The sequence below is a fragment of the Achromobacter sp. genome, from assembly GCF_050285565.1.
In the GTDB taxonomy this organism is placed as follows: domain Bacteria; phylum Pseudomonadota; class Gammaproteobacteria; order Burkholderiales; family Burkholderiaceae_B; genus Achromobacter.
The window spans coordinates 1-21,010 of the sequence record NZ_JBLZXG010000009.1 but is presented as its reverse complement, the minus strand read 5'-3'; the positions used below and the strand labels follow the sequence as shown (position 1 = coordinate 21,010).

The 21,010-nt window shown below is 67.6% G+C and carries 16 protein-coding genes; 10 read left to right on the top strand and 6 right to left on the bottom strand.

Features of this window, described 5'->3' with window-relative positions; genetic code table 11:
• The first annotated feature begins 4 nt into the window (after window positions 1–4).
• From prmB to ACN6O8_RS19125, 7 genes are all read left to right on the top strand, one after another.
• A complete protein-coding gene (gene prmB / locus ACN6O8_RS19155) occupies window positions 5–901 on the top strand; it encodes a 50S ribosomal protein L3 N(5)-glutamine methyltransferase (protein ID WP_427992583.1) in 897 nt (298 codons plus the stop codon).
• Window positions 898–2,832: an ABC-F family ATP-binding cassette domain-containing protein gene (locus ACN6O8_RS19150; protein WP_427992582.1), complete on the top strand. Its 1,935-nt coding sequence runs from the start codon at window positions 898–900 to the stop codon at window positions 2,830–2,832. Before prmB ends, ACN6O8_RS19150 begins: the two co-directional genes overlap by 4 nt.
• Window positions 2,833–2,955: 123 nt before the next feature.
• Complete coding sequence (locus ACN6O8_RS19145) at window positions 2,956–3,444, top strand: RNA polymerase sigma factor (protein ID WP_427992581.1); 489 nt, start codon at window positions 2,956–2,958, stop codon at window positions 3,442–3,444.
• Complete coding sequence (locus ACN6O8_RS19140) at window positions 3,441–4,373, top strand: FecR family protein (protein ID WP_427992580.1); 933 nt, start codon at window positions 3,441–3,443, stop codon at window positions 4,371–4,373. Before ACN6O8_RS19145 ends, ACN6O8_RS19140 begins: the two co-directional genes overlap by 4 nt.
• A 201-nt stretch (window positions 4,374–4,574) precedes the next feature.
• Window positions 4,575–7,151: a TonB-dependent receptor plug domain-containing protein gene (locus tag ACN6O8_RS19135; protein ID WP_427992579.1), complete on the top strand. Its 2,577-nt coding sequence runs from the start codon at window positions 4,575–4,577 to the stop codon at window positions 7,149–7,151.
• Between the two features lie 127 nt (window positions 7,152–7,278).
• A complete protein-coding gene (locus ACN6O8_RS19130) occupies window positions 7,279–9,927 on the top strand; it encodes a secretin and TonB N-terminal domain-containing protein (RefSeq protein WP_427992578.1) in 2,649 nt (882 codons plus the stop codon).
• A gap of 121 nt (window positions 9,928–10,048) precedes the next feature.
• Window positions 10,049–10,711 (top strand): hypothetical protein, encoded by a 663-nt coding sequence (locus ACN6O8_RS19125; protein ID WP_427992577.1) that lies wholly within the window; start codon window positions 10,049–10,051, stop codon window positions 10,709–10,711.
• Window positions 10,712–10,792: 81 nt separating this feature from the next.
• Here the strand turns inward: ACN6O8_RS19125 and ACN6O8_RS19120 are convergent, their stop codons facing one another.
• Window positions 10,793–11,179 carry a hypothetical protein gene (locus ACN6O8_RS19120; RefSeq protein WP_427992576.1) on the bottom strand — a complete coding sequence of 129 codons (387 nt, stop codon included), beginning with the start codon at window positions 11,177–11,179 and terminating at the stop codon, window positions 10,793–10,795.
• Between the two features lie 67 nt (window positions 11,180–11,246).
• Between ACN6O8_RS19120 and ACN6O8_RS19115 the strand changes: the two genes are divergently transcribed.
• The gene (locus ACN6O8_RS19115; RefSeq protein ID WP_427992575.1) at window positions 11,247–12,305 is read left to right on the top strand and encodes a cytochrome-c peroxidase; all 1,059 of its coding nucleotides are present in this window, start codon (window positions 11,247–11,249) and stop codon (window positions 12,303–12,305) included.
• A 119-nt stretch (window positions 12,306–12,424) separates the two neighbouring features.
• Here ACN6O8_RS19115 and ACN6O8_RS19110 read toward each other — a convergent pair whose 3' ends face one another.
• Genes ACN6O8_RS19110 through ACN6O8_RS19100 form a run of 3 tightly spaced genes read right to left on the bottom strand, consistent with a single transcriptional unit; the run spans window position 12,425 to window position 16,232 of the window.
• Window positions 12,425–12,730, bottom strand: a complete 306-nt coding sequence (locus ACN6O8_RS19110; RefSeq protein WP_427992574.1) for a chorismate mutase — start codon at window positions 12,728–12,730, stop codon at window positions 12,425–12,427.
• Between the two features lie 5 nt (window positions 12,731–12,735).
• On the bottom strand, window positions 12,736–15,027 hold the full coding sequence (locus ACN6O8_RS19105; RefSeq protein WP_427992573.1) for a UvrD-helicase domain-containing protein: 2,292 nt from the start codon (window positions 15,025–15,027) through the stop codon (window positions 12,736–12,738).
• Entirely contained in the window at window positions 15,024–16,232 is a 1,209-nt protein-coding gene (locus ACN6O8_RS19100; protein ID WP_427992572.1) for a DesA family fatty acid desaturase, read from the bottom strand. Before ACN6O8_RS19100 ends, ACN6O8_RS19105 begins: the two co-directional genes overlap by 4 nt.
• Before the next feature lie 323 nt (window positions 16,233–16,555).
• Between ACN6O8_RS19100 and ACN6O8_RS19095 the strand changes: the two genes are divergently transcribed.
• On the top strand, window positions 16,556–16,951 hold the full coding sequence (locus ACN6O8_RS19095) for a hypothetical protein (protein WP_427992571.1): 396 nt from the start codon (window positions 16,556–16,558) through the stop codon (window positions 16,949–16,951).
• Window positions 16,952–17,074: 123 nt separating this feature from the next.
• Here the strand turns inward: ACN6O8_RS19095 and ACN6O8_RS19090 are convergent, their stop codons facing one another.
• Both ACN6O8_RS19090 and purN read right to left on the bottom strand, forming a co-directional pair.
• Window positions 17,075–18,430 (bottom strand): RsmB/NOP family class I SAM-dependent RNA methyltransferase, encoded by a 1,356-nt coding sequence (locus ACN6O8_RS19090; RefSeq protein WP_427992818.1) that lies wholly within the window; start codon window positions 18,428–18,430, stop codon window positions 17,075–17,077.
• Window positions 18,431–19,313: 883 nt separating this feature from the next.
• Complete coding sequence (gene purN, locus ACN6O8_RS19085) at window positions 19,314–19,916, bottom strand: phosphoribosylglycinamide formyltransferase (RefSeq protein ID WP_427992570.1); 603 nt, start codon at window positions 19,914–19,916, stop codon at window positions 19,314–19,316.
• 126 nt (window positions 19,917–20,042) lie between these two features.
• On the opposite strand from purN, the gene ACN6O8_RS19080 reads away from it, so the two are divergent.
• Entirely contained in the window at window positions 20,043–21,008 is a 966-nt protein-coding gene (locus ACN6O8_RS19080; protein WP_427992569.1) for a bifunctional riboflavin kinase/FAD synthetase, read from the top strand.
• Window positions 21,009–21,010: the final 2 nt, after the last annotated feature.

Sequence of the window (21,010 nt, the reverse complement as noted above, 5' to 3'; positions counted from 1 at the left end):
CCTCATGTATCAATCCGCCCGCCAAGAACTGCTGACCCTGCGCGACCTGATCCGCTACGGCGTATCGCGCCTGAACGCCGCCCAGGTGGCGCTGGGACACGGCAGCGACAACGCCTGGGACGAGACGGTCTACCTGGTTCTGCACGCGCTGCACCTGCCGCTGGACACGCTGGAGCCCTTCCTGGACGCCCGCGTGCTCAGCGAAGAGCGCAACCGCGTGCTGGACCTGATCGACCGCCGCGTCACCGAGCGCGTGCCAGCCGCCTATCTCACCAACGAGGCCTGGCTGCGCGGGCATCGCTTCTACGTGGACGCGCGCGTCATCGTGCCGCGCTCGCCCATCGCGGAGCTGCTGGACGAAGGCCTGTCGCCCTGGGTGCAGGACGCGCAGGCCGTCGACAGCGTGCTGGACATGTGCACCGGCTCGGGCTGCCTGGCGATCCTGGCGGCCCTGGCCTTCCCCTATGCGCAGGTGGACGCGGTCGACGTATCGCCCGACGCGCTCGAGGTCGCCCGCCGCAACGTCGACGACTACGGCCTGGGCGACCGGCTGACGCTGCGCCAGAGCGACCTGTTCGACAGCCTGCCCGAGCGCCAGTACGACGTGATCATCTGCAATCCGCCCTACGTCAACAGCGGCTCGATGGACGCGCTGCCGCAGGAATACCGCCACGAGCCGCGCCTGGCCCTGGCCGGCGGCGCCGACGGCATGGACCTGGTGCGCCGCATCCTGGGGGCGGCCCCGCGCTACCTGTCGGAAAACGGCGTGCTGGTGCTGGAGATCGGCCACGAGCGCGACTTCTTCGAAGCCGCCTTTCCTGAACTGTCGCCGGTGTGGCTGGATACGGCCGAAGCGTCGGATCAGTTGCTGCTGCTGACCCGCGAGCAGTTGACAACGTGATCCGCGCCTCTGGATTGACCCTTCGCCGCGGCACCAAGGTGCTGCTGGACGACGCCGAATTCGTGGTGCACCCGGGCGAACGCGTCGGCATCGTCGGCAAGAACGGCGCCGGCAAGTCATCGCTGTTCGCGCTGCTGACCGGCGCGCTGGACCTGGACGCCGGCAACCTGGCGCTGCCGGCCGGCTGGCGCATCGCCAGCGTCGAACAGGAACTGCACGCCGACGACCGCCCCGCGCGCGAATTCGTCATCGACGGCGACACGCCGCTGCGCGCGCTGCAGGCGCGCCGCGCCGAACTCACCGACGACCAGGGCACGCAGATCGCCGAAGTCGAAGCGGCGCTGGTCGAGGCCGGCGCCTGGAGCGCGGCCTCGCGCGCCGAACAGTTGTTGGCGGGCCTGGGCTTCAAGCCGGCCGAATGGAGCCAGCCGGTGGCGAGCTTTTCCGGCGGCTGGCGCATGCGCCTGGCGCTGGCGCGCGCGCTGATGGCGCCGTCCGAACTGCTGCTGCTGGACGAGCCCACCAACCACCTGGATCTGGACGCCATGCTGTGGCTGGAGAAATGGCTGGCCGCCTACCCCGGCACCGTCATGCTGATCTCCCACGACACCGAGTTCCTGGACGCGGTGGCCAAGTCCATCCTGCATTTCGACCACGCCAAGCTGGTGCGCTACCGCGGTGGCTACGGCGATTTCCTGACGCAGCGCGCCGAGCGCCTGCGCCAGACCAACATCGCCTATGAGCGCCAGACGCGCGAAGCCGCGCGCCTGCAAGGCTTCATCGACCGTTTCAAGGCCAAGGCCTCCAAGGCCAAACAGGCCCAGAGCCGGGTCAAGGCCCTGGCGCGAATGCAGGTGCTGGCGCCGCTGCACGCCGAGGCTGGCATCGACATCCGCATCCCCTCGCCCGATCAGGTGCCGGACCCGCTGCTGACACTGGAGCATCTGTCGGCCGGCTACACCGACGCCGCCGGCAATGCCGTGCCGATCCTGCGCGACGTGACACTGATGGTGCGCGCCGGCAGCCGCGTCGGCGTGCTGGGCGCCAACGGCGCCGGCAAGAGCACGCTGATCAAGACCCTGGCGGAAGAACTGCCGGTGCAGGCGGGCGAGCGCCGCGCCTCGCGCGGGCTGGCGATCGGCTACTTCCACCAGCACCAGCTCGACATGCTGGATGTGGACAGCACGCCGCTGGCCCATCTGGCGCGGCTGTCGCCGGACACGCGCGAGCAGGAACTGCGCAACTACCTGGGCGGCTTCGGCTTCTCGGGCGACACGGTCAACAGCAAGGTCGGCCCGATGTCGGGCGGCGAGAAAGCCCGCCTGGCGCTGTCGCTGATCGTGTGGCAAAAGCCCAACCTGCTGCTGCTGGACGAACCCAGCAACCACCTGGACGTCGAAACGCGCGAGGCCCTGGCCGCCGCGCTGGCCGAATTCGGCGGCAGCATGCTGCTGGTGTCGCACGATCGCCACCTGCTGCGCACCACCGTGGACAGCTTCTGGATCGTCGCCGACGGCGCCGTGCGCGAGTTCGACGGCGACCTGGAGGACTACCGCGACTGGCTGGCGGCCCGCAACGCCGGCGAGCGCGCCGAAGCGGCCCGCGAAAACGCCGAGAACGGCGAGGCCGTGATCGACCGCAAGGCGCAACGGCGCGCCGAGGCCGAACAACGCCAGCGCCTGTCGGCCTTGCGCAAGCCGCTGGAAGCCAAGCTGGCCAAGGTCGAGGCCGAAATGGAAAAACTGCGCGCCAAGCTGCAGGCGCTCGACGCAGTCATCGCCGACCCGGATCTGTATTCCGACGCGCGCCGGGCGGAACGCCAGAAGGTCATGGCCGAGCATGGCGAGCACGGCAAGCGCATGCAGACGCTGGAAGAACAGTGGCTCGAACTGCAGGGCGCGCTGGAAGAGATCGAGCAAGGCGAAGCCTGACTCGGGGGCGGACGGCATGGGCCGTCCGCCCTAGCCATTGGCACGCAATACTCAATAACAATAATAATTATCATTTATAATTTGCGGCGAATCTGACTCTATCTGACGCGGGGCGTCAGCGACATGTCTTCGCTTACCGATGTATTTCTCCGGCACTACCGCGAGGTGCTGGGCTTTCTCGCCATGCGCACGGGCTCGCGCGACGTGGCGCAGGATTGCGCCCAGGACACGTGGATCAAGCTGGCCGAATTCAAGGACAAGACGCTGCCGGACAACGACCGCGCCTATGTCTTTCGCGTGGCGGCCAACATCGCCACCGACTGGCACCGGCGCCGCAGCCGCGAACTGAACGTGGCCGCCCACTACGCGGCGGCGCAACCGCCGGCCTTCGAGGCCGACACGCTCGAAGTGGCCTCGGCCAACCAGTTGCTGCGCCGGCTCGAATCCGCCCTGCTGCGCCAGCCGCGCCGCAGCCTCGACGTGTTCGTGCTGCATCGGCACGACGGGCTGACCTACGGCGCCATCGCCGAACGTCTTGCCATCTCGGTCAGCGCGGTCGAGAAACACATGATGCGCATTCTGCTGGCCTGCGACCAGGCCTTGTCGGCGTGAGCAAGGCCAGCGTTCGCGGCAAGGCCCCGTCGGCCGACGAGCAGGCCTCGCACTGGGTCATCCGCCACAGCGGCCAGCCGCTGGATCCGCAGGCGCAAGCCGAATTCGATGCCTGGTATCACGCCGACCCGCGCCATGCCGCCGCCTACGAGCGCTTGGCGCGCGTCTGGCGCCGCATGGGCCAGATCGATCGCGGCAAGCTGGCGGCGCGCCCACCGCGCAAGCGCCGCACGGCGCTGGCCTTGGCGCTCATCGCGGCCGGCGGCCTGGCCGCCTACACGTTGCGCGACTTCCAACCTGGCGCCGACTACGCCAGCGGCACGCAGCCGCTGCGCGTCGCCCTGCCCGACGGCTCCCGCGCCATCCTGGACGCGCACTCGGCCATCGCCTTGGACTTCGGGCCGGACAAGCGCGAAGTGCGCCTGTTGGCAGGCCAGGCGTTGTTCGAGGCCGCACCGCGGCGCGCCGCTGGGCCCGCCTTCACCGTCGTCACCGCCAACGCGCGCGCGACGGCCTTGGGCACCCGCTACACGGTCACGCGCGATCCCGACGCGACCCGCGTCACCGTCTACACGCACCAGGTGGCGGTGCAATGCCTGGCCTGTGCCGACGCCCAGGCGCGCATCCTGGAACCCGGCCAACGCATCGCCGTCAGCGCCGCCGGCATGCGCCGCGACCCGGCACCGCCCGAGTCCGCGCCCGCCTGGAGCGAAGGGCTGCTGGCCTTCAACGACACCGCCTTGCCCGCTGCCGCCGCGCAACTGGCGCGCTACACCGGCAAGCGCATCCTGGTGCTGGGCGAGCGGGCGCGCAACACCCGCGTGTCCGGCACGGCCGGCATCGCCGACCCCAAGCGCGCGCTCGACCTGCTGCTGGCGCAGACCAAGGTGCGCATCACCGACCTGCCCGGCCTGTTGATCCTGCGCTAACGGCGCGCCAAGACATCCGCCGCGCGGCATTTGGCAATCGGTAAATAAGAATCAATATAAATTATTCATCAACTTTGCAATGAGGCATTTCGTCCCGCGTGGCGTCCTACCCCCGACATCACCACCGCGTAGGACGTTTTCATGCCTTTCCCTCTTGACGGCAAACGCCGGCCTTCCGTCCCGGCCGCGCTGTTATGCCTCATGTTGACTCTGGCCGCCCCCGCCCCCGCCGCGGCCCAGCCGCCCGCCCGCACTCAGCGTTTCGATATGCCCGCCCAGCCGCTGGGCGACGCGCTGCTCGCGCTCGGCCGCCGGTCCGGGCTGGAGATCTCGTTCCCGCCAGCCGCCGTGGCCGGCAAGACCGCCCCCGCCCTGCAAGGCGAATACTCCGCCCTGCTGGCCCTTGAGCGCCTGCTGGCCGGCTCGGGCCTGGCGTTGCGCGCCGACGGCCCGGGCCGCTACATCGTCTTCATCGACAAGGCCAACCCGTTCTCGACCTCGCGGCTGGAGCCGGTGCGCGTCTATGGCGAACAGACCGGCGAGCGCGTCTACGGCAAGGAAGAGATCGCCGCCACGCCCTCCTCCAACCACGACCTCAGCACGCTGGTGGCGAACCATCCGGCGGTGCGCACCAACCCGGGCGCGGCCGGCTCGCAGAACCGCGGCTCGCTCAACGTCGAGGACATCTCCTTCCACGGCGCCAGCCCCTACCAGAACCTGTTCCAGATCGACGGCATCGACGCCACCAACCGCGTCGACCCGGCCAGCAAGAACCTGAACCTGCAGGTCGGCAACGTGCCCAGCAATCCGCAGTCGTACTTCATCGACACCAGCCTGCTGGAAGCGGTGCGCGTCCATGACAGCTTCGTGCCGGTGGAATACGGCCGTTTCACCGGCGGCGTGGTCGACGCGCGGTTGCGCCGCTTTTCGGGCGAGAACCACCTTAGGCTGGATTACCGCTGGAATACCTCGAAGATGACCCAGCAGCGGGTGGCCCCGGGCGAAGAGAACAGCTGGGCGCAAGGCCAGCCCGGCTACTCGCCCGAGTGGAAGAAGCGCTTCTACACCGCCGTGGGCGATATCGCCTTCAGCGACAAGGCCGGCGTGGTGTTGGCCATGTCGCGGCGCGAATCGGACATCACGCGCTGGAACATGGGCGTGGACGACAAGGGCCAGCCGCGCCAAGGCCAGGACAGCTATCGCGACCGCATCGACAACTTCCTGGGCAAGTTCAGTGTGCGCGCCAGCGCCGACACCACCGCCGACCTGACGGTCAAGTACAGCGACCGCCGCGAAACACTGTCCAGCTACCTGTTCCGCGACACGCGCTGGGACAACAACCACGGCGCCTACGGCCTGAGCGGCAACCTGGAGCACCTGTTCCAGGGCGGCCGCGTCACGTTGCAGGCCGGCTGGGACCGCGCCGCCAGCGACCGCCAATCGGTCGGCGACGAACTGGTGACCTACCAGCCCTACAAGCTGCCGCAGTACACCGCGGGCGGCTTCGGCAAGGAGCAGACGCGGCAGGACACCTGGACCCTCAAAGGCCGTGTCGACCTGAACCCGGTGCGCACCGGCATCTTCAGCCACAGTCTGTACGCGGGCGCCGACCTGCAACAGATCGACGCCGGCTTCAAGCGCTTCCAGGACTCCTATTCGTACCGCCGCGCCTACGGCGCCAATGGCAAGTACCAGGATTTCAGCAAGGTCCACTACCTGCCCGGCAGCGTCAACGTGAATTACCACATGGCCGGCCTCTACCTGTCCGACCGCATCGAGTGGCGGCGGCTGGCGCTGGACCTGGGCGTGCGCTACGACCACGAGACCTTCCTGGGCAACACCAACCTGGCCCCGCGCACGCGCCTCGAATGGGATATGTTCGGCGCCGGCGACACGCTGCTCAGCGCAGGCTGGTCGCGCTACTACGGCGGCGAAGTGCTGGAGACCGCGCTCGAGGCCGAGCGCAGCCGCCTGCGGCGCCAGGTGCTGGACAGCAAAGGCCGCCCGGTGGCCGACGGCGGCAAAGAATACTTTGTCGACTATCGCGGACTGCGCATGCCGTACGACGACGAATGGGCCGTGTCGCTGCGCCAGCGCGTGGCGGGCATCGAAGGCCTGCTGAGCTATGTGCATCGCAATGGCCGCGACCAGTGGACCAAGAACGGCACGCAAGCCTCCGGCTATCACTACGCCAACGACGGCTTCTCCACCACCGACGGCGTCAGCCTGACGCTGCGCACGCTGGAACCCTGGCGCCTGGGCGACACGCGCTGGAACCTGCAAGCCACCTGGAGCTGGCAGAAGCGCAAGACCAACGGCGACCTGGTCACCGGCTACACCGCCGAGGCGCGCGATCCCGACGAGCGCGTCATCTACAACGGCTCGGAGATCCGCGCCATCGACCTGCCGCCCAGCAGCTTCTACCAGCCCCAGGTCGCCTCGCTCACGCTGATCGGCGCCTACCCGCGCGCGGGCCTGACCTGGAGCAACCAGCTGAACTGGCGCAGCAAGCGCGATGCGACCATCTACGTCGGCGTCGGCCCCCGGCCCTACTACCTGGACCGCTATGAATCCGGCGAACTGCCGTCGTACTGGACCTGGGACACCAAGCTGGCGTGGCAACCGACGTTCGCGCGCAACCTGGAATTCACGGTGGAAGTGCTGAACCTGCTGAACCGCATGCCGGCGGTCACGGCCAGCAATCCGAACCTGAAGTCCAACCGCAGCACGTTCCAGTCGGGGCGTGAGCTGTGGTTGCAGGTGGGGTATCGGTTCTGAGGGCGAGCGCGGCCTGAGGCGCCGCCTTCGTTCAGTCCGAGTTCTTCGCCCCCCATCGCCCCTGCGTTGAGGGGTACGGGCTCCCAACACGTCCTATGACAGGTTTCACTCAGTCAAGGACGCTTGCATGCCCATCCCCCTCAAACGCCGCCCGCGCCGCCGGCCCGATGTGTCGATTGCACTCTTCTGCGCGGCGCTGGCGCTTGCCGCGCCCGTCTTGGCCGCGCCCACTGCCCGCGCCAGCCTCTATGACCTGCCCGCGCAGCCTTTGGGCGACGCCTTGCTCGCGCTGGGCCGTCAATCCGGCCGGGAAATCTCGTTCCCACCGGCCGCGGTGGCCGGCAAGACCGCCCCCGCCCTGCAAGGCGAGTACTCTGCCCTGACCGCCCTGAACCGCCTGCTGGCCGGTTCCGGACTGACGCTGCGCGCCGACGGGCCGGGCCGCTACATCGTCTTCATCGACAAGACCAACCCCTTCTCGGCATCGCGGCTGGAGCCGGTGCGCGTCTATGGCGAACAGATCGGCGAACGCGTCTACAGCCGCGAGGAGATCGCGCAAACGCCCTCATCCAACCGCGACTTGAGCACATTGGTGGCGACCCACCCGGCGGTGCGGACGAATCCGGGCGCGGCGGGGTCGCAGAATCGTGGCTCGCTGGATGTCGAGGAAATTTCGTTCTACGGCGCCAGCCCCTATCAGAATCTGTTCCGGATAGACGGCATGGACGCGACCAACCGGGTGAATCCGGCCAGCAAAAACCTCAACCTGCAGATTGGCAACGTGCCGAGCAACTCGCAGTCCTACTTCATCGATACCAGCCTGCTCGAAGACGTCCATGTCTACGACAGTTTCGTGCCGGCGGAGTACGGCAGTTTCACCGGCGGCGTGGTCGATGCACAGCTACGCCGGTTCTCTGGCAAAAACGGACTGAAGCTGGATTACCGCTGGAACACTTCCAACATGACCCGGCAGCGAATCGCCCCTGGCGAAGAGAACGCTTGGGCACAGGGCAAGCCCGGTTTCTCGCCCCAATGGAAAAAGCAGTTTTACTCCGCCATCAGTGACATCGCGGTCAACGACAAGGCCGGCATGGTCCTTGCCATGTCGCAGCGGCAGTCCCAGATAACCCGCGCGCTCCTGAGCGTGGATGAGACCGGCAGACAAATCATCTACAACCGCAACAACTATCGCGACCACATCGATAACTTCCTGGGCAAGTTCAGCGTGCAGGCCAACGCCGAGACGACCGCCGACCTCATCCTGAAATACAGCGACCGGCGCGAAACGCTGGCCAGCGATATCTTCCGCCATACCCATTGGGATCACAATCATCGCGCCTATGGACTGAACGGCAACCTGGAGCGCCTCTTCCCGGGCGGACTGATCACCCTCAAGGCCGGCTGGGATCATGCCCTGAGCAATCGCAAATCTCCCGACAACGAATTGGTGACCCACGTTGTTTTGCCGCTGCCCCAATACACCAGCGGCGGCTTTGGCCGGGAACAGACCGAACAGGACACCTGGTCGGTCAAGAGCCGCGTCGACCTCGATCCACTGCGCACCGGCGCGCTCACCCATATCGCCTATGCGGGCGTCGATCTCCACCAGATCAATGCCGGATTCAAGCGCTTCCAGGATTCGTATTCCCTGAACCGCGTCCACCGCGCCGACGGCACCTACACGGATCGCAGCAAGACGCACAATCTGCCTGGCACCGTCGACGTGAAGTACCACCGGGAAAGCCTGTATCTGTCCGATCGCATTGAATGGCGCAGACTGGCCCTGGACGCGGGACTGCGCTATGACCACGAGAGCTTCCTGCACAGCGGCAACTTTGCGCCCCGCACCCGCCTGGATTGGGACATGTTCGGTTCGGACAATACGCTCTTGAGCGCGGGCTGGTCACGCTACTTCGGCGCCGAAGTACTGCAGACCGCTCTCTGGGCTGAACGCCAACGGCTGTCCCGCCTGGAGATCGACGGCAGAGGCAACCCTGTCGACCGTGGCCCCAAGCCGTACATGACCGAGTATGCGGGGCTGCGCATGCCGCATGACGACGAATGGGCCGTCTCGTTGCGCCAGCGCATCGCCAGCGTCGAAGGCAGGATCAATTACGTGCGCCGCAACGGCCGGGATCAATGGACCCGGCGGCGCATCGCCAGCGACGACCCCTATCGCTATCGCTACACCAACGACGGCGGATCCACCACGGACAGCATCCACGTCATGCTCAAGACCCTGGAGCCCTGGCGCGTCGGCAAGACCCGCTGGAACCTGGTGGCCACATGGGGCTGGCAGAAGCGCAAGACCAACAACGATCTGGTTGAGGGCTACGACGGCGACGCGCGCGACCCCGACGAGCGCGTCATCTACAACAACGCCGAGATTCGCGCCCTCGACCTGCCGCCCACCTCCTTCTACCAGCCCCAGGTTGCCACGTTGACCCTGATCGGCGCCTACCCCAGCGCCGGCGTCACCTGGAGCAACATGCTGAACTGGCGCGGCCGGCGCGCGGCAACCGTCTATGACGGCCGTGGCCCGGCGCCCGCGCTGCTGGATCGCTACAAATCGGCGGATATGGCGTCGTACTGGACCTGGGACACCAAGCTGACGTGGCAGCCGCCTGTCATCCAGAGGCTGGAGTTGACGGTTGAAGTCCTGAATCTGTTGAACCGGATGCCGGCGGTCGCGCCCAGCAATCCCAGAAGAAGAACCAGCCCCGATACCTATCAATCCGGACGCGAACTGTGGCTGCAGGTCGGCTACCGCTTCTGACCACAAATCAGACCGCCTGCCCTGGAGCCTCGCCGGCTAGATCCCTACCATCTCCATGACCCCTTCGGCCACGGCGCATCGTCGCGCCGCACCGCGCGCGCCGCAACGCAGGAGCATGCACATGGCATTGAGCCGATCCCAGACCGTAGTCAAGGCCACCATCGTGGATCACGGCCGGCAGCGTGGCGTCAGTCCGCCGGCCATCCAGATCGCGGCCGACATTGCCTATATCGAGTCGGCGTTTGGCGCCTCGCCGCGAGACGCCGACGCCGGCTCCAGCGCCTGCGGCCTGTTCGGGTACACCGAGGAAACCTGGCGCGAGCACCACCACGCCCTCGGCGACAAGCACGCGCCGTGCAACCAGATCACCGCGTTCTACAACGACCTCGCGGTCTACATGTCCTGGTACAACAGCCCCGCCACCAATCGCCACATTCCTGACGACATGACGCTGGGGGAATTCGTCTTCATCATGCATCACGGCGGCCGGGGCGGGCCGCTGTTGTGCAAGGACGCGGCCCTGGAACGCTACCGCGCGCACATCACCGACGACACGCGTCGGCTGACGGCCACCTATCCCGAGCCCTGCCCGGGCGCGCTGGTGCTCGACGCCGAGGCCTACAGCGGCTACGCAGTGACAGGCGACAGTGCCGGCTGCATCAAGGTGGCGGCCGATGGCGAGGCTTATATCGATTACATCCTCGAACCCCTGCTCTCGGATGACGAGCGGCGGAGCATCGTCGAACGGGATCCGGACGGGGCGTTCCACATCCTGGACGCGTGACACGCCGGCCGCGCGGCAAGAGCGGTCGGGGCATCGGCCAAAGCCCCCGCCAATCAATCAATTGAAGTCCATATAGATTATTCATCGATTGCACACTGAGGGATCACCACCGTCGCTGCGTCCTACGTCTGACCTCAACGCGACACGGAACGTATCGATGCCTTTGCGTGGCAACACCAGACCCCGGCTGAACACCTTGGCCGCCTTGCTGCATGCCGTCGCGCTGGCGGCCCTGCCGGCCCATGTATCGATGGCATCGGGCCAGCCGGCCCCGGCGACCGCGCCAAACATTGCGCCGAGCGCTGCACCCGATACCCCGCCCGTTCTCCCGCTCAATATCGCACCCGCGACCGCATCCGGCAGCGCGTCCGCTGCCGCGCCCGGCGTCACCTCCGGCATCCCATCCGACACCGCGACCGGCACCGGAGTCAGCGCCGTCACGTGCCGGCTAGCGGCGGCGTGGAACATTGCCTGCCTGCGCGAGCACTATGCCGGGCCCGCCGCGCGTTGGCCGGCGCCCGCCATCGATGCCGGCGTGCGCTGGAACGAATGGGCGCCAGTGCCGCCGGTCACTTCGCCACCGCTGCAATGGGTCGCCGCCAACCCCGGTCAGGCGGAACTGGCCGCCGACGTGGCGCGGCCCGCGATCGTGGCGTTGGGACAGATGCTGTTCTTCGACGGCCGCCTGTCGCGCAAGGGGCTGGTGTCCTGCGCCTCCTGTCACCAGCCCCAGCGGGCTTTCACCGACGGCCGGCCGCTGGCGGTCGGCGAGGACCAGTTGATGGGCCGGCGCCGCTCCACGCCGTTGTATGCCGCGCCGTTCGCGCCCAAGCTGTTCTGGGACGGGCGCGCGGCCAGTCTCAAGGAACAGGTGCTGGGGCCGCTGCACGATCCCCGCGAGATGAACCACGACGCCGCCGGCGCGGTGGCGCGGCTGCGGGAAAGCGAGGGATATCCCGCCCGGTTCCTTGAAGCGTTCGGCGAGCCGGCAACGGCGGCGGGCCCGGCGTCAATGGCTTCGACGGCGGCAAAGCCGGCGGCAACCGCGGCTACGAATGCAACGGCCGCCACGTCGGCGCTCGACGCCGACCGCCTGGCGCGCGCGCTGGCCGCCTACGTGGCCTCTTTGCGGCCGGAAAAGACGCGCTTCGACGCGTTTCTGGCCAGCGGCCCCGGCGCGCTGGACGATGCCGAGTTGCTGGGCCTGCACCTGTTCCGCACCAAGGCGCGCTGCATGAACTGCCACAACGGCCCGCTGCTCACCGATCACCAGTTCCACAACATCGGGCTATCGTTCTATGGCCGCCGCAACCAGGATCTGGGGCGCTATGAAGTGACGCGTGATCCGGCCGACCTGGGCAAGTTCCGCACGCCCAGCCTGCGCAACGTGGCGCGGGCGGGCCCGTGGATGCACAACGGACTGTTTCCGGATCTGAGGGGGCTACTACGCATGTACAACGCCGGCATGGGCCGCGAAGCGCCGCCGGCCGATCCCCGAGACCCGCCCGCCCCGCGCAAGTCGGAACACATCAAGCCGCTGGATCTCAGTCCGGACGAGATCGAGGCTCTGCTGGCATTCTTGAAGACGTTGTAGTGCCATCGGCCGGGCCCGCGCCGCACCGGAAAAAAGAACGGCCGCGACATCGTCGCGGCCATCGGCATTCACGGCGCAGTCAGGCCGCGCCCTAGCGGACAACGGCGCTCAGCCGCGCGTCACGAGTACGGACGCTCGCGCAGACGCGTGTGATGATCGACCACGGTGTCGATCACTTCGCGCAGGATGGTCTCGGCCAGGGCGGGCGGCACGCCGGCCTCTTCGGCCAGGCGCCGGATGCGCTGGATCTGCTGCTCTTCGCGCACCGGATCCACCAGATCCATGTCGTTGGCCTGCTTGAGCTCACCGATCATGTCCGTGCAGCGGAAACGCACACCGAGCAACAGGATGATCTGCTGGTCGATTTCATCGATCTCGGCGCGCAGCGATGCCAGTTCGGCTTTCGGGGAATCTTGATTGGCCATGTCTTTCAACCTTGAACGATATCCAGCTTGGCAATGCCCAGCGCCAGCGTCTTGGCGCCGACATCGCGGAAATGGATTTCCGCCTGCGCGTCCTGCCCCGCGCCGCTCAGGCTGACGATGGTGCCGTCGCCGAAGCGCGCGTGATGCACGCCCTGTCCCACACGATACTGCTTGTCGCCCACGGTGACGCCGGACGCCGTGCCGCGCGGTTGACGCGGCGCAATGGTGTGGGTGGGCTTGCGGCCGAACGCATCGCCACGATTGCCGTTCCAGCCGCCGCCGGCGCTGAGGGCGGGCGCCAGGCCGGCCTTGGGCGACAGCCACTTCAGGTGCTGCTCGGGAATCTCGTCGAGGAAGCGCGAACGCATGGCGTAGCGCGTCTGGCCATGCAGCATGCGGCTTTGCGCCAGGCTGATGTACAGGCGCTGGCGCGCGCGGGTGATCGCCACGTACATGAGGCGGCGCTCTTCTTCCAGGCCGGATTGCTCCAGGATGCTGTTCTCGTGCGGGAACAGGCCTTCCTCGAGGCCGGTGATGAAGACGGCGTCGAACTCCAGGCCCTTGGCTGCGTGGACGGTCATGAGCTGGACGGCGTCCTGGCCTTGCTGGGCCTGGTTGTCGCCGGCTTCGAGCGCGGCGTGCGACAGGAAGGCCGCCAACGGCGTCAGGCCATCGGACACCACCGGCGCCGCATCGACCACGCCGGGCATCAGCGTGCTGGAGGTGTCCTGCGCCGGCACCACGCCCGCCGGCAGGCCGTCGTAGTTTTCCTCGGAGGCGAACACCGCCGCGGCGGTGATCAGCTCGTTCAGGTTCTCGAGGCGTTCGGCGCCTTCGCGCTCGGCCTTGTAATGCGCGTTCAGGCCGCTGGCCTCGAGCATGTGCTCGACCATTTCGGGCAGCGGCAGGTCGCGCGTTTCCTCGATCATGCGATGGATCAACTGGGCGAACTGGGCCAGGTTGGAGCCCCCCTTGCCGGCCACCAGCGCCACCGCCGCATACAGGCTGGAGTCATGGGCGCGGGCCGCGTCGGCCAGTTGTTCGAGGGTGCGCGCGCCGATGCCGCGCGTCGGGAAATTGACCACGCGCATCCACGAGGTATCGTCGTGCGGGTTGGCCATCAGGCGCAGGTAGGCCAGCGCGTGCTTGATTTCCTGGCGCTCGAAGAAGCGCAGGCCGCCGTAGACCTTGTAGGGAATGCCGGCCGAGAAGATGGCGTGCTCGATCACGCGTGACTGCGCGTTGCTGCGGTACAGCACGGCGATCTCGCGGCGCAGGCTGCCCTCGTTGATCAGCGCGCGGATCTCGTCGACGATCCATTGCGCTTCCATGCCGTCCGAGGGCTGCTCGATGACGCGCACCGGCTCGCCTTCGCCCTGGTCGGTCCAGAGATTCTTGCCCAGGCGGCCGCTGTTGTGGCCGATGAGCGCGTTGGCGGAATCCAGGATGTGGCCATACGAGCGGTAGTTCTGCTCCAGGCGGATGACCGTGCCGTGCGCGTAGTCGCGCTCGAAGTCGGCCATGTTGCCGACGTTGGCGCCGCGGAACGCGTAGATGGACTGATCGTCGTCACCCACGGCGAAGATCGCCGCGCCACCGCCGGCCAGCAGCCGCAGCCACTTGTATTGCAGCGTGTTGGTGTCCTGGAACTCGTCGACCAGGATATGGCGGAAGCGGCGCTGGTAGTGCTCGCGCACCGGCGCGTTGCGCGACAGCAGTTCGTAGGCGCGCAGCAGCAGCTCGGCGAAATCGACCACGCCTTCGCGCTGGCACTGGGCCTCGTAGAGCTGGTAGATCTCGATCAGACGGCGGCGGTGCGCGTCATAGGCTTCGACGTCGGCCGGGCGCAGGCCCTCTTCCTTGGCGCCGTTGATGAAGCGCTGCACGTCGCGCGGCGGAAATTTTTCGTCGTCGACGCCGTTGGCCTTCATCAGCCGCTTGATGGCGGCGAGCTGGTCGGTGACATCGAGGATCTGGAAGGACTGCGGCAGGCCCGCATCGCGATGATGCGCGCGCAGCATGCGGTTGCACAGGCCGTGGAAGGTGCCGATCCACAGGCCGCGCGTATCGATCGGCAGGATGGCCGACATGCGCGCCAGCATTTCGCGGGCGGCCTTGTTGGTGAACGTGACCGCCAGCAGCCCAAAAGGCGAGGCCTGGCCGGTTTGAATCAGCCAGGCCATGCGGGTGGTGAGCACCCGGGTCTTGCCGCTGCCCGCCCCGGCCAGGACCAGGGCGTGCTGCGGTTCTAACGTTACTGCGGCGCGTTGTTCAGGGTTGAGCTTCTCTAGCATCATGCCGCGTAGCGGCGCAGACGTTGAGCGAATTGCTCGAGCCCGGCGATGCCGCTTTGCTGGGCGCGCTGGCACCAGGCCTGCAGATCATGGAGGAGCTGTTCGCTGCTGGCGCTGGAGCTTTCCCAGATGCGGCCGAGTTCGCGGCGCATCTGCACCAGCGTCGACAGCGACTTGTTCTGGGCGATGGCCTTGTCCACGGCTTCGAGCTGTTCCGGCGGGAGGATCTCCTCGTTGCGGTGGATGGCGCGGCGCACCTTGTGCAGGTTGGTCCAGCCGCAATCGGCATTGCCGTCCTGGCGCGCGGCCTTCAGCTTGGCGAGTTCCTCGCGGGCGGCGCTCTTGATCACGTCCGCGTAGCGGGCCATGACTTCGTAGCGGTGCGTGATCACGCCTTGCAGGGTGCGCAGGTCGATGCCGGTCTTGGAATCATCCAGCTTGAGCTTGGGCGCGACCTTCTTGATCTTGGCCAGGCCCAGGAACTTCAGGATGTTGATGTAGCACCAGCCGATGTCGAACTCGTACCACTTGGCCGAGAACTTGGCCGACGTGCCGTGGGCGTGATGGTTGTTGTGCAGCTCTTCGCCGCCGATCACGATGCCCCACGGGAACACGTTGGTGCTGGTATCCGGGCTGTTGTAGTTGCGGTAGCCCCAGTAGTGGCCGATGCCGTTGACCACGCCGGCCGCCCAGAAGGGAATCCAGGCCATCTGCACCGCCCACACCGTGACGCCGATGGCGCCGAACAGGGCGATGTCGATGGCGAGCATGGTCAGCACGCCCCACAGGCTGTGCTTGCTGTAGACGTTGCGTTCGAGCCAGTCATCAGGAGTGCCGTGACCGAACTTGGCCATGGTTTCCTTGTTGTTGGATTCTTCGCGGTAGAGCTCGGCGCCGCGGAACAGCACCTTCCAGATGCCGAACAGGATGGGCGAATGAGGATCGCCTTCCTTTTCGCACTTGGCGTGGTGCTTGCGGTGGATGGCGACCCATTCCTTGGTGACCATGCCGGTCGTCATCCAGAGCCAGAAGCGGAAGAAGTGCATGACGGCCGGATGCAGATCCAGGCCCCGGTGCGCCTGACTGCGGTGCAGGAAGACGGTGACGGCCACAATGGTGATGTGCGTCAGAACCAGGGTGTAAACGACGATCTGCCACCAAGAGGCTTGGGTCAGACCGCCGGCAATGAAGGAGAGGATGTAATCCATAAAGCTGTAATGAGCCTCGCTTGAAGAGTACCTAAAGTTTAGCGTACCTTTGCCGCGTTATGACAACGCGGTTTCAAAATAGTTTTTGAGGGAAATCAAGGACTAAGCCCTGCTTTTGACCATTTGACGGCAAGCTTGCGGCCGGTCCGGCGGCCCGTTCACGGGGCATCCGGCCCATTGCCGCGCGCGCAATCGCCATCATGCGGACACTGCATTTGGCCATCGAGCACGATTAAAGTTCCTGTCAGGCGGGCCGCTGTCTTGCGGCAGCCACGCGCCTGGCGCACACTTCGATCCGCCCTCACCGCTCCCGACGCTGCCCGATGTTCCGCAAAAATATCCGCCCCTCTTTCACCGCCGCCTTGGCCATCGCGCTGGCGCCCCTGGCGGCGCCCGTCGCCGCGCAGTCGCTAAAAACCGGGGACACAACTGTCCTGGCGTCCTATTACGAGATCCGCGGGTCGGACTGCCTGGCCTTGCGCGCGCCCCGCGTCACCATCACCCAACCCCCCCGGCTCGGCACCGCCACCATCGTGCAGACACGCGGCCAGTCCAGCGATTCCGGACGTTGCGCATATAAGACAGTGCCGATCGCGCAATTGGTCTATCAGGCCAACCAGCCCGGGGCTGATTCGCTGGCCTGGGAAGTGAAATACCAGAATAAGACCATTGGAACGCGGCGCTACAGCGCCACGCTCGGCATCGCCCCGGCCCCTTGAGCGGATGGGCGGGCCGGCCCGCCCATCCGCGAGTCGCGTACCCCAGGCAGACCCGTGGCGCAGACGGGGCGCGGCCCGCGTCCCAGCGGCCCGCCGCCGGCGGGAGCGCCCGCCGGCTTCACTTCAGGCTTCGGACTTGTCCTGAACAACGGCGGCCGTCACGGCGACCGCTTCCTCGGCATCCGCGGCCTCCGCCGCGGCGACCGGCGCGCCCGCCTCGACCTGCGCCTCGGTATCGGCCCCGGCCGTGGCAGCGCCCTTCTTGCGGCGCTCGAACACGGCAGCGAAGAAGCCGTCGGTGCCGTGGACGTCCGGACGCAGTTGGACGTAGGGCCCTTGCAGCTTCAGGTTGTCGCAACGGCCCGCCAGGATCTCGGCCGCGTCCAGGCGCTCGAAGTCAGGATGACTGGCCAGGAAGCGTTCGGCCTGCACCTCGTTTTCTTCGGCCAGCAGGCTGCAGGTGGCGTACACCAGCCGGCCACCGGGCGCAACGCAGCGCGCGGCGCTGTTGAGGATGCGTTCCTGCAACTGGCCCAGTTCGGCCAGCGCCTCGGGATGCTGGCGCCATTTCAGGTCGGGGTTGCGGCGCAGTGTGCCGATACCGCTGCATGGGGCGTCAACCAGGACGCGCTGGGCCTTGCCGGCCAGGCGCTTGACGCGGGCGTCGTTCTCGCTGTCGATCGCCACCGGCACCACATTGGACAGGCCGCTGCGGGCAAAACGCGGCTTGGCGCGCGCCAGGCGGGCGGCCGAGACGTCGAAGGCGTAGAGGCGGCCGGTGGAACGCATCAGCGCGCCCAGCAACAGGGTCTTGCCGCCGGCGCCAGCGCAGAAGTCGATGATCATTTCGCCGCGGCGCGGCGCCACCAGCAGGGCCAGCAGTTGGCTGCCCTCGTCCTGCACCTCGATGCTGCCGTTCTCGAACTGCGGCCAGCGGTTGATGGCCGGACGGCCCTCCATGCGGATGCCCCAGGGCGAGTACGGCATAGCCACGGGCTCGTAGCGGCCGGCGCTTTGTTGCAGCTCGGCCAGCATGGCGTCGCGCTCAACCTTGAGCGGGTTGACGCGCAGATCCAGGCTGGCCTGGCGGTTGAGCGCCTCGATCAGCGTTTCCGGGCTGTCCATGGCGCCCAGGCGCTCGTCGAGCCAGTCGGGGATGCTGCCGCGGACAGCGCGCGGCAGCGTCGCCAGGTCGATCTGCAGTACCCGCTGGAGCCATTCGGCCTCGGCTGGATCCAGGCCTTCCTGGAGCGTTTCCCTGCCCAGCGTGGCGGCCAGGCCCAGGATGGCCAGGCGGCGCGAGGCCGGCCCGACGCCGCTTTCGCCGAACTGGCGGTAGCGGCGCAGGTGGCGCAGCACGTCGTAGACCGCTTCGGCCACTTCCGAGCGGTCGCGCGCGCCCAGGCCGGGATGGCCACGCAGCCAGTGCGACAGAGCAGCGTCGGCCGGGTAGGTCCATTGCAGGATCTCGCCCAGCACGCGCTGCACCTGGTCGATGCGGCTGGCGGCGTACGACAGGCGCGGCCGGTTGAATTGGGGCTTCTGCGGGGCGGCGTCACGCTGGCCGTGGCCTTCGCGGCGGTCGGAGCCGCGGGAGCCGCGCTCACCATCGCGGCCTTCGCCACGCGGAGCGCCGTAGGACGGACGCGAATCCGGACGGCCCTGGCCTTCGCGGCGATCCGAACCGAAGGAGCCGCGCTCGCCGCCACGGCCTTCGCCACGCGGAGCGCCGTAGGACGGACGGGAGTCCGGACGGCCCTGGCCTTCGCGGCGGTCCGAACCGAAGGAGCCGCGCTCGCCGCCACGGCCTTCGCCACGCGGGGAGTCATAGGAGGGGCGTGAATCCGGACGGCCGTAGCCTTCGCGGCGGTCCGAACCAAAGGAACCCCGTTCACCGCCACGGCCTTGGCCTTGACCTTCACGGCGATCCGAGCCGTACGAGCCGCGTTCGCCACGCGGCGCGTCATAGGAAGGGCGCGGCGTCGGGCGGCCCGAGCCTTCGCGCCGGTCGCCGCCGAAGGAACCGCGTTCGCCACGGCCTTCGCCGCGCGGCGCGTCATAGGACGGACGCGGGGTGGGGCGGCTGTCGCGGCGCTCGTCCGGACGGCCTTCGCGGCCTTCACGGCCGCTGGCGGCACGCTCGGGGCGCGGCGCGCGCTCCTGGGCGGTGCGGGCTTCGCCCTTGGGGCGCGAGAAGAAGGACCGGCCGTCGCGCCCTTCGGTGGTGCGCGCGCCGGCGGCGGCCGGACGGGAACGCGGAGATTGAGGTTTGCTCATGGTGTATTCCAGTGGGGTGGACACGTGCCACCCGATAAATGCGATTCAGGGCCGTCGGCGGCCCGGCTGCGCGGCTGGCGTCGGCTCAGGCCGCCGCGGACCAGGTGAACAGGCGGTCAGGATTACCCAGCACGTCCACCCGGTGGTCATTCGTCAGGGTAACCCGGCCCTCGGCCAGCCAACGCACGGCGGCCGGAAAAGCCCGGTGTTCGACCTCCAGTACGCGCTGGGCCAACTGCTCGGGGGTATCGCCGGCCAGGACCGGCACGCAGCCCTGGGCGATGATGGGACCGTGGTCCAGCACCGGCGTCACGAAATGCACGGTGCAGCCATGCACCCGCACGCCGGTGGCCAGCGCCTGGGCGTGCGTGTGCAGGCCCGGGAACGCCGGCAGCAGCGACGGATGGATGTTGACCAGGCGGCCGCTGTAATGGTTGACGAAGCCGGGAGTCAGCACCCGCATGAAGCCGGCCAGGATGACGTAGTCCGGGGCGTGCAGGTCGATTTCCGTGGCCAGCGCGGCGTCGAAGGCTTCGCGGCTGGCATAGTCCTTGTGGTACAGCGCCGCGGTGGCAATGCCCTGGGCGGCGGCCCATTCCAGGCCGGCGGCGTCGGGCCGGCTGGCGATCACGGCGGCGATGGTGGCCGGCCAGCCTTGCTGGCGACAGGCCTGAACCAGGGCCTGCATGTTGCTGCCGCGTCCCGATATCAGGATGACGAGGCGGCGCGGTGAAGAAGAGGTTTCCGGCAAGATGAGCGATCCAAATTGGGGATGACGAACAATCCCGTAACCCAAAATTGTAAACTCTCGCTCGTGAAACCACCGCTGCGCATCTACCGATCCCTTCCGCCGCCCGCCCAGCGCGCCCCCAGCGCGCTGACCATCGGCAATTTCGACGGCGTCCACCGCGGACACCAGGCCATGCTGGCGCGGGTCTGCCAGGTCGCGCGCGAGCGCGGGCTGACCCCGGCCGTGATGACCTTCGAACCCCACCCGCGCGAATACTTCGCCACCCTGAACCAGCGTCCCGAGTTGGCGCCCACCCGTATTTCCGGGCTGCGCGACAAGCTGGCGGCGCTGGCGCGCTACGGCGTATCGCAGGTCGTGGTCGAACGCTTCAACGCCCGCCTGGCGGAAATGTCGGCCAACGCCTTCATCGAGAACCTGCTGGTGCGCGGCCTGGACACCCGATGGCTGCTGGTGGGCGAGGATTTCCGCTTTGGCCACAAGCGCAGCGGCGACATCGACCTGCTGCGCGAGGCCGGCCTGCGCCATGGCTTTGAGGTGCAGACCCTGGCCGACATCACCGACCGCCACGGCCACCGCATTTCCAGCTCGGAGGTGCGCACCGCCCTGGCCGTGGGCGACCTGGACCGCGCCCGCCACCTGCTGGGCCATCCCTTCCATATCAGCGGCCACGTGATCCACGGCCAGAAGCTCGGCCGCACGCTGGGCTATCCGACCATGAACCTGCGGGTGGCCGAGCGCTGCGCGGCCCGTTCCGGCATCTATGTGGTGCAGGTCTATGGCCTGGCCGAGCGCGCCTTGCCGGCGGTGGCCAGTCTGGGCGTGCGCCCGACCGTCGAAGACCGCGGCCGCGTGCTGCTGGAAGCGCACCTGCTCGACGAGACCGTCAACGCATACGGTAAACTCGTGCGTGTCGAATTCCTGCACAAGCTGCGGGACGAAGAAAAATTTCCTGACCTCCCTTCCCTGACTGCCGCCATCGCCGAAGACGCGCGAAACGCGCGCGCCTATTTTGCCGTTCATGGACTATAAAA

Excerpts from the sequence above, each read along its gene's own strand:
- ACN6O8_RS19120 (WP_427992576.1), bottom strand. The coding sequence starts at position 11,179 with ATGTTCCACGCCGCCGCTAGCCGGCACGTGACGGCGCTGACTCCGGTG.
- ACN6O8_RS19095 (WP_427992571.1), top strand. The coding sequence starts at position 16,556 with ATGTTCCGCAAAAATATCCGCCCCTCTTTCACCGCCGCCTTGGCCATC.
- ACN6O8_RS19130 (WP_427992578.1), top strand. The coding sequence starts at position 7,279 with ATGCCCATCCCCCTCAAACGCCGCCCGCGCCGCCGGCCCGATGTGTCG.
- ACN6O8_RS19125 (WP_427992577.1), top strand. The coding sequence starts at position 10,049 with ATGGCATTGAGCCGATCCCAGACCGTAGTCAAGGCCACCATCGTGGAT.
- ACN6O8_RS19110 (WP_427992574.1), bottom strand. The coding sequence starts at position 12,730 with ATGGCCAATCAAGATTCCCCGAAAGCCGAACTGGCATCGCTGCGCGCC.
- ACN6O8_RS19100 (WP_427992572.1), bottom strand. The coding sequence starts at position 16,232 with ATGGATTACATCCTCTCCTTCATTGCCGGCGGTCTGACCCAAGCCTCT.
- ACN6O8_RS19135 (WP_427992579.1), top strand. The coding sequence starts at position 4,575 with ATGTTGACTCTGGCCGCCCCCGCCCCCGCCGCGGCCCAGCCGCCCGCC.
- prmB (WP_427992583.1), top strand. The coding sequence starts at position 5 with ATGTATCAATCCGCCCGCCAAGAACTGCTGACCCTGCGCGACCTGATC.
- ACN6O8_RS19145 (WP_427992581.1), top strand. The coding sequence starts at position 2,956 with ATGTCTTCGCTTACCGATGTATTTCTCCGGCACTACCGCGAGGTGCTG.
- ACN6O8_RS19105 (WP_427992573.1), bottom strand. The coding sequence starts at position 15,027 with ATGATGCTAGAGAAGCTCAACCCTGAACAACGCGCCGCAGTAACGTTA.
- purN (WP_427992570.1), bottom strand. The coding sequence starts at position 19,916 with ATGCAGGCCCTGGTTCAGGCCTGTCGCCAGCAAGGCTGGCCGGCCACC.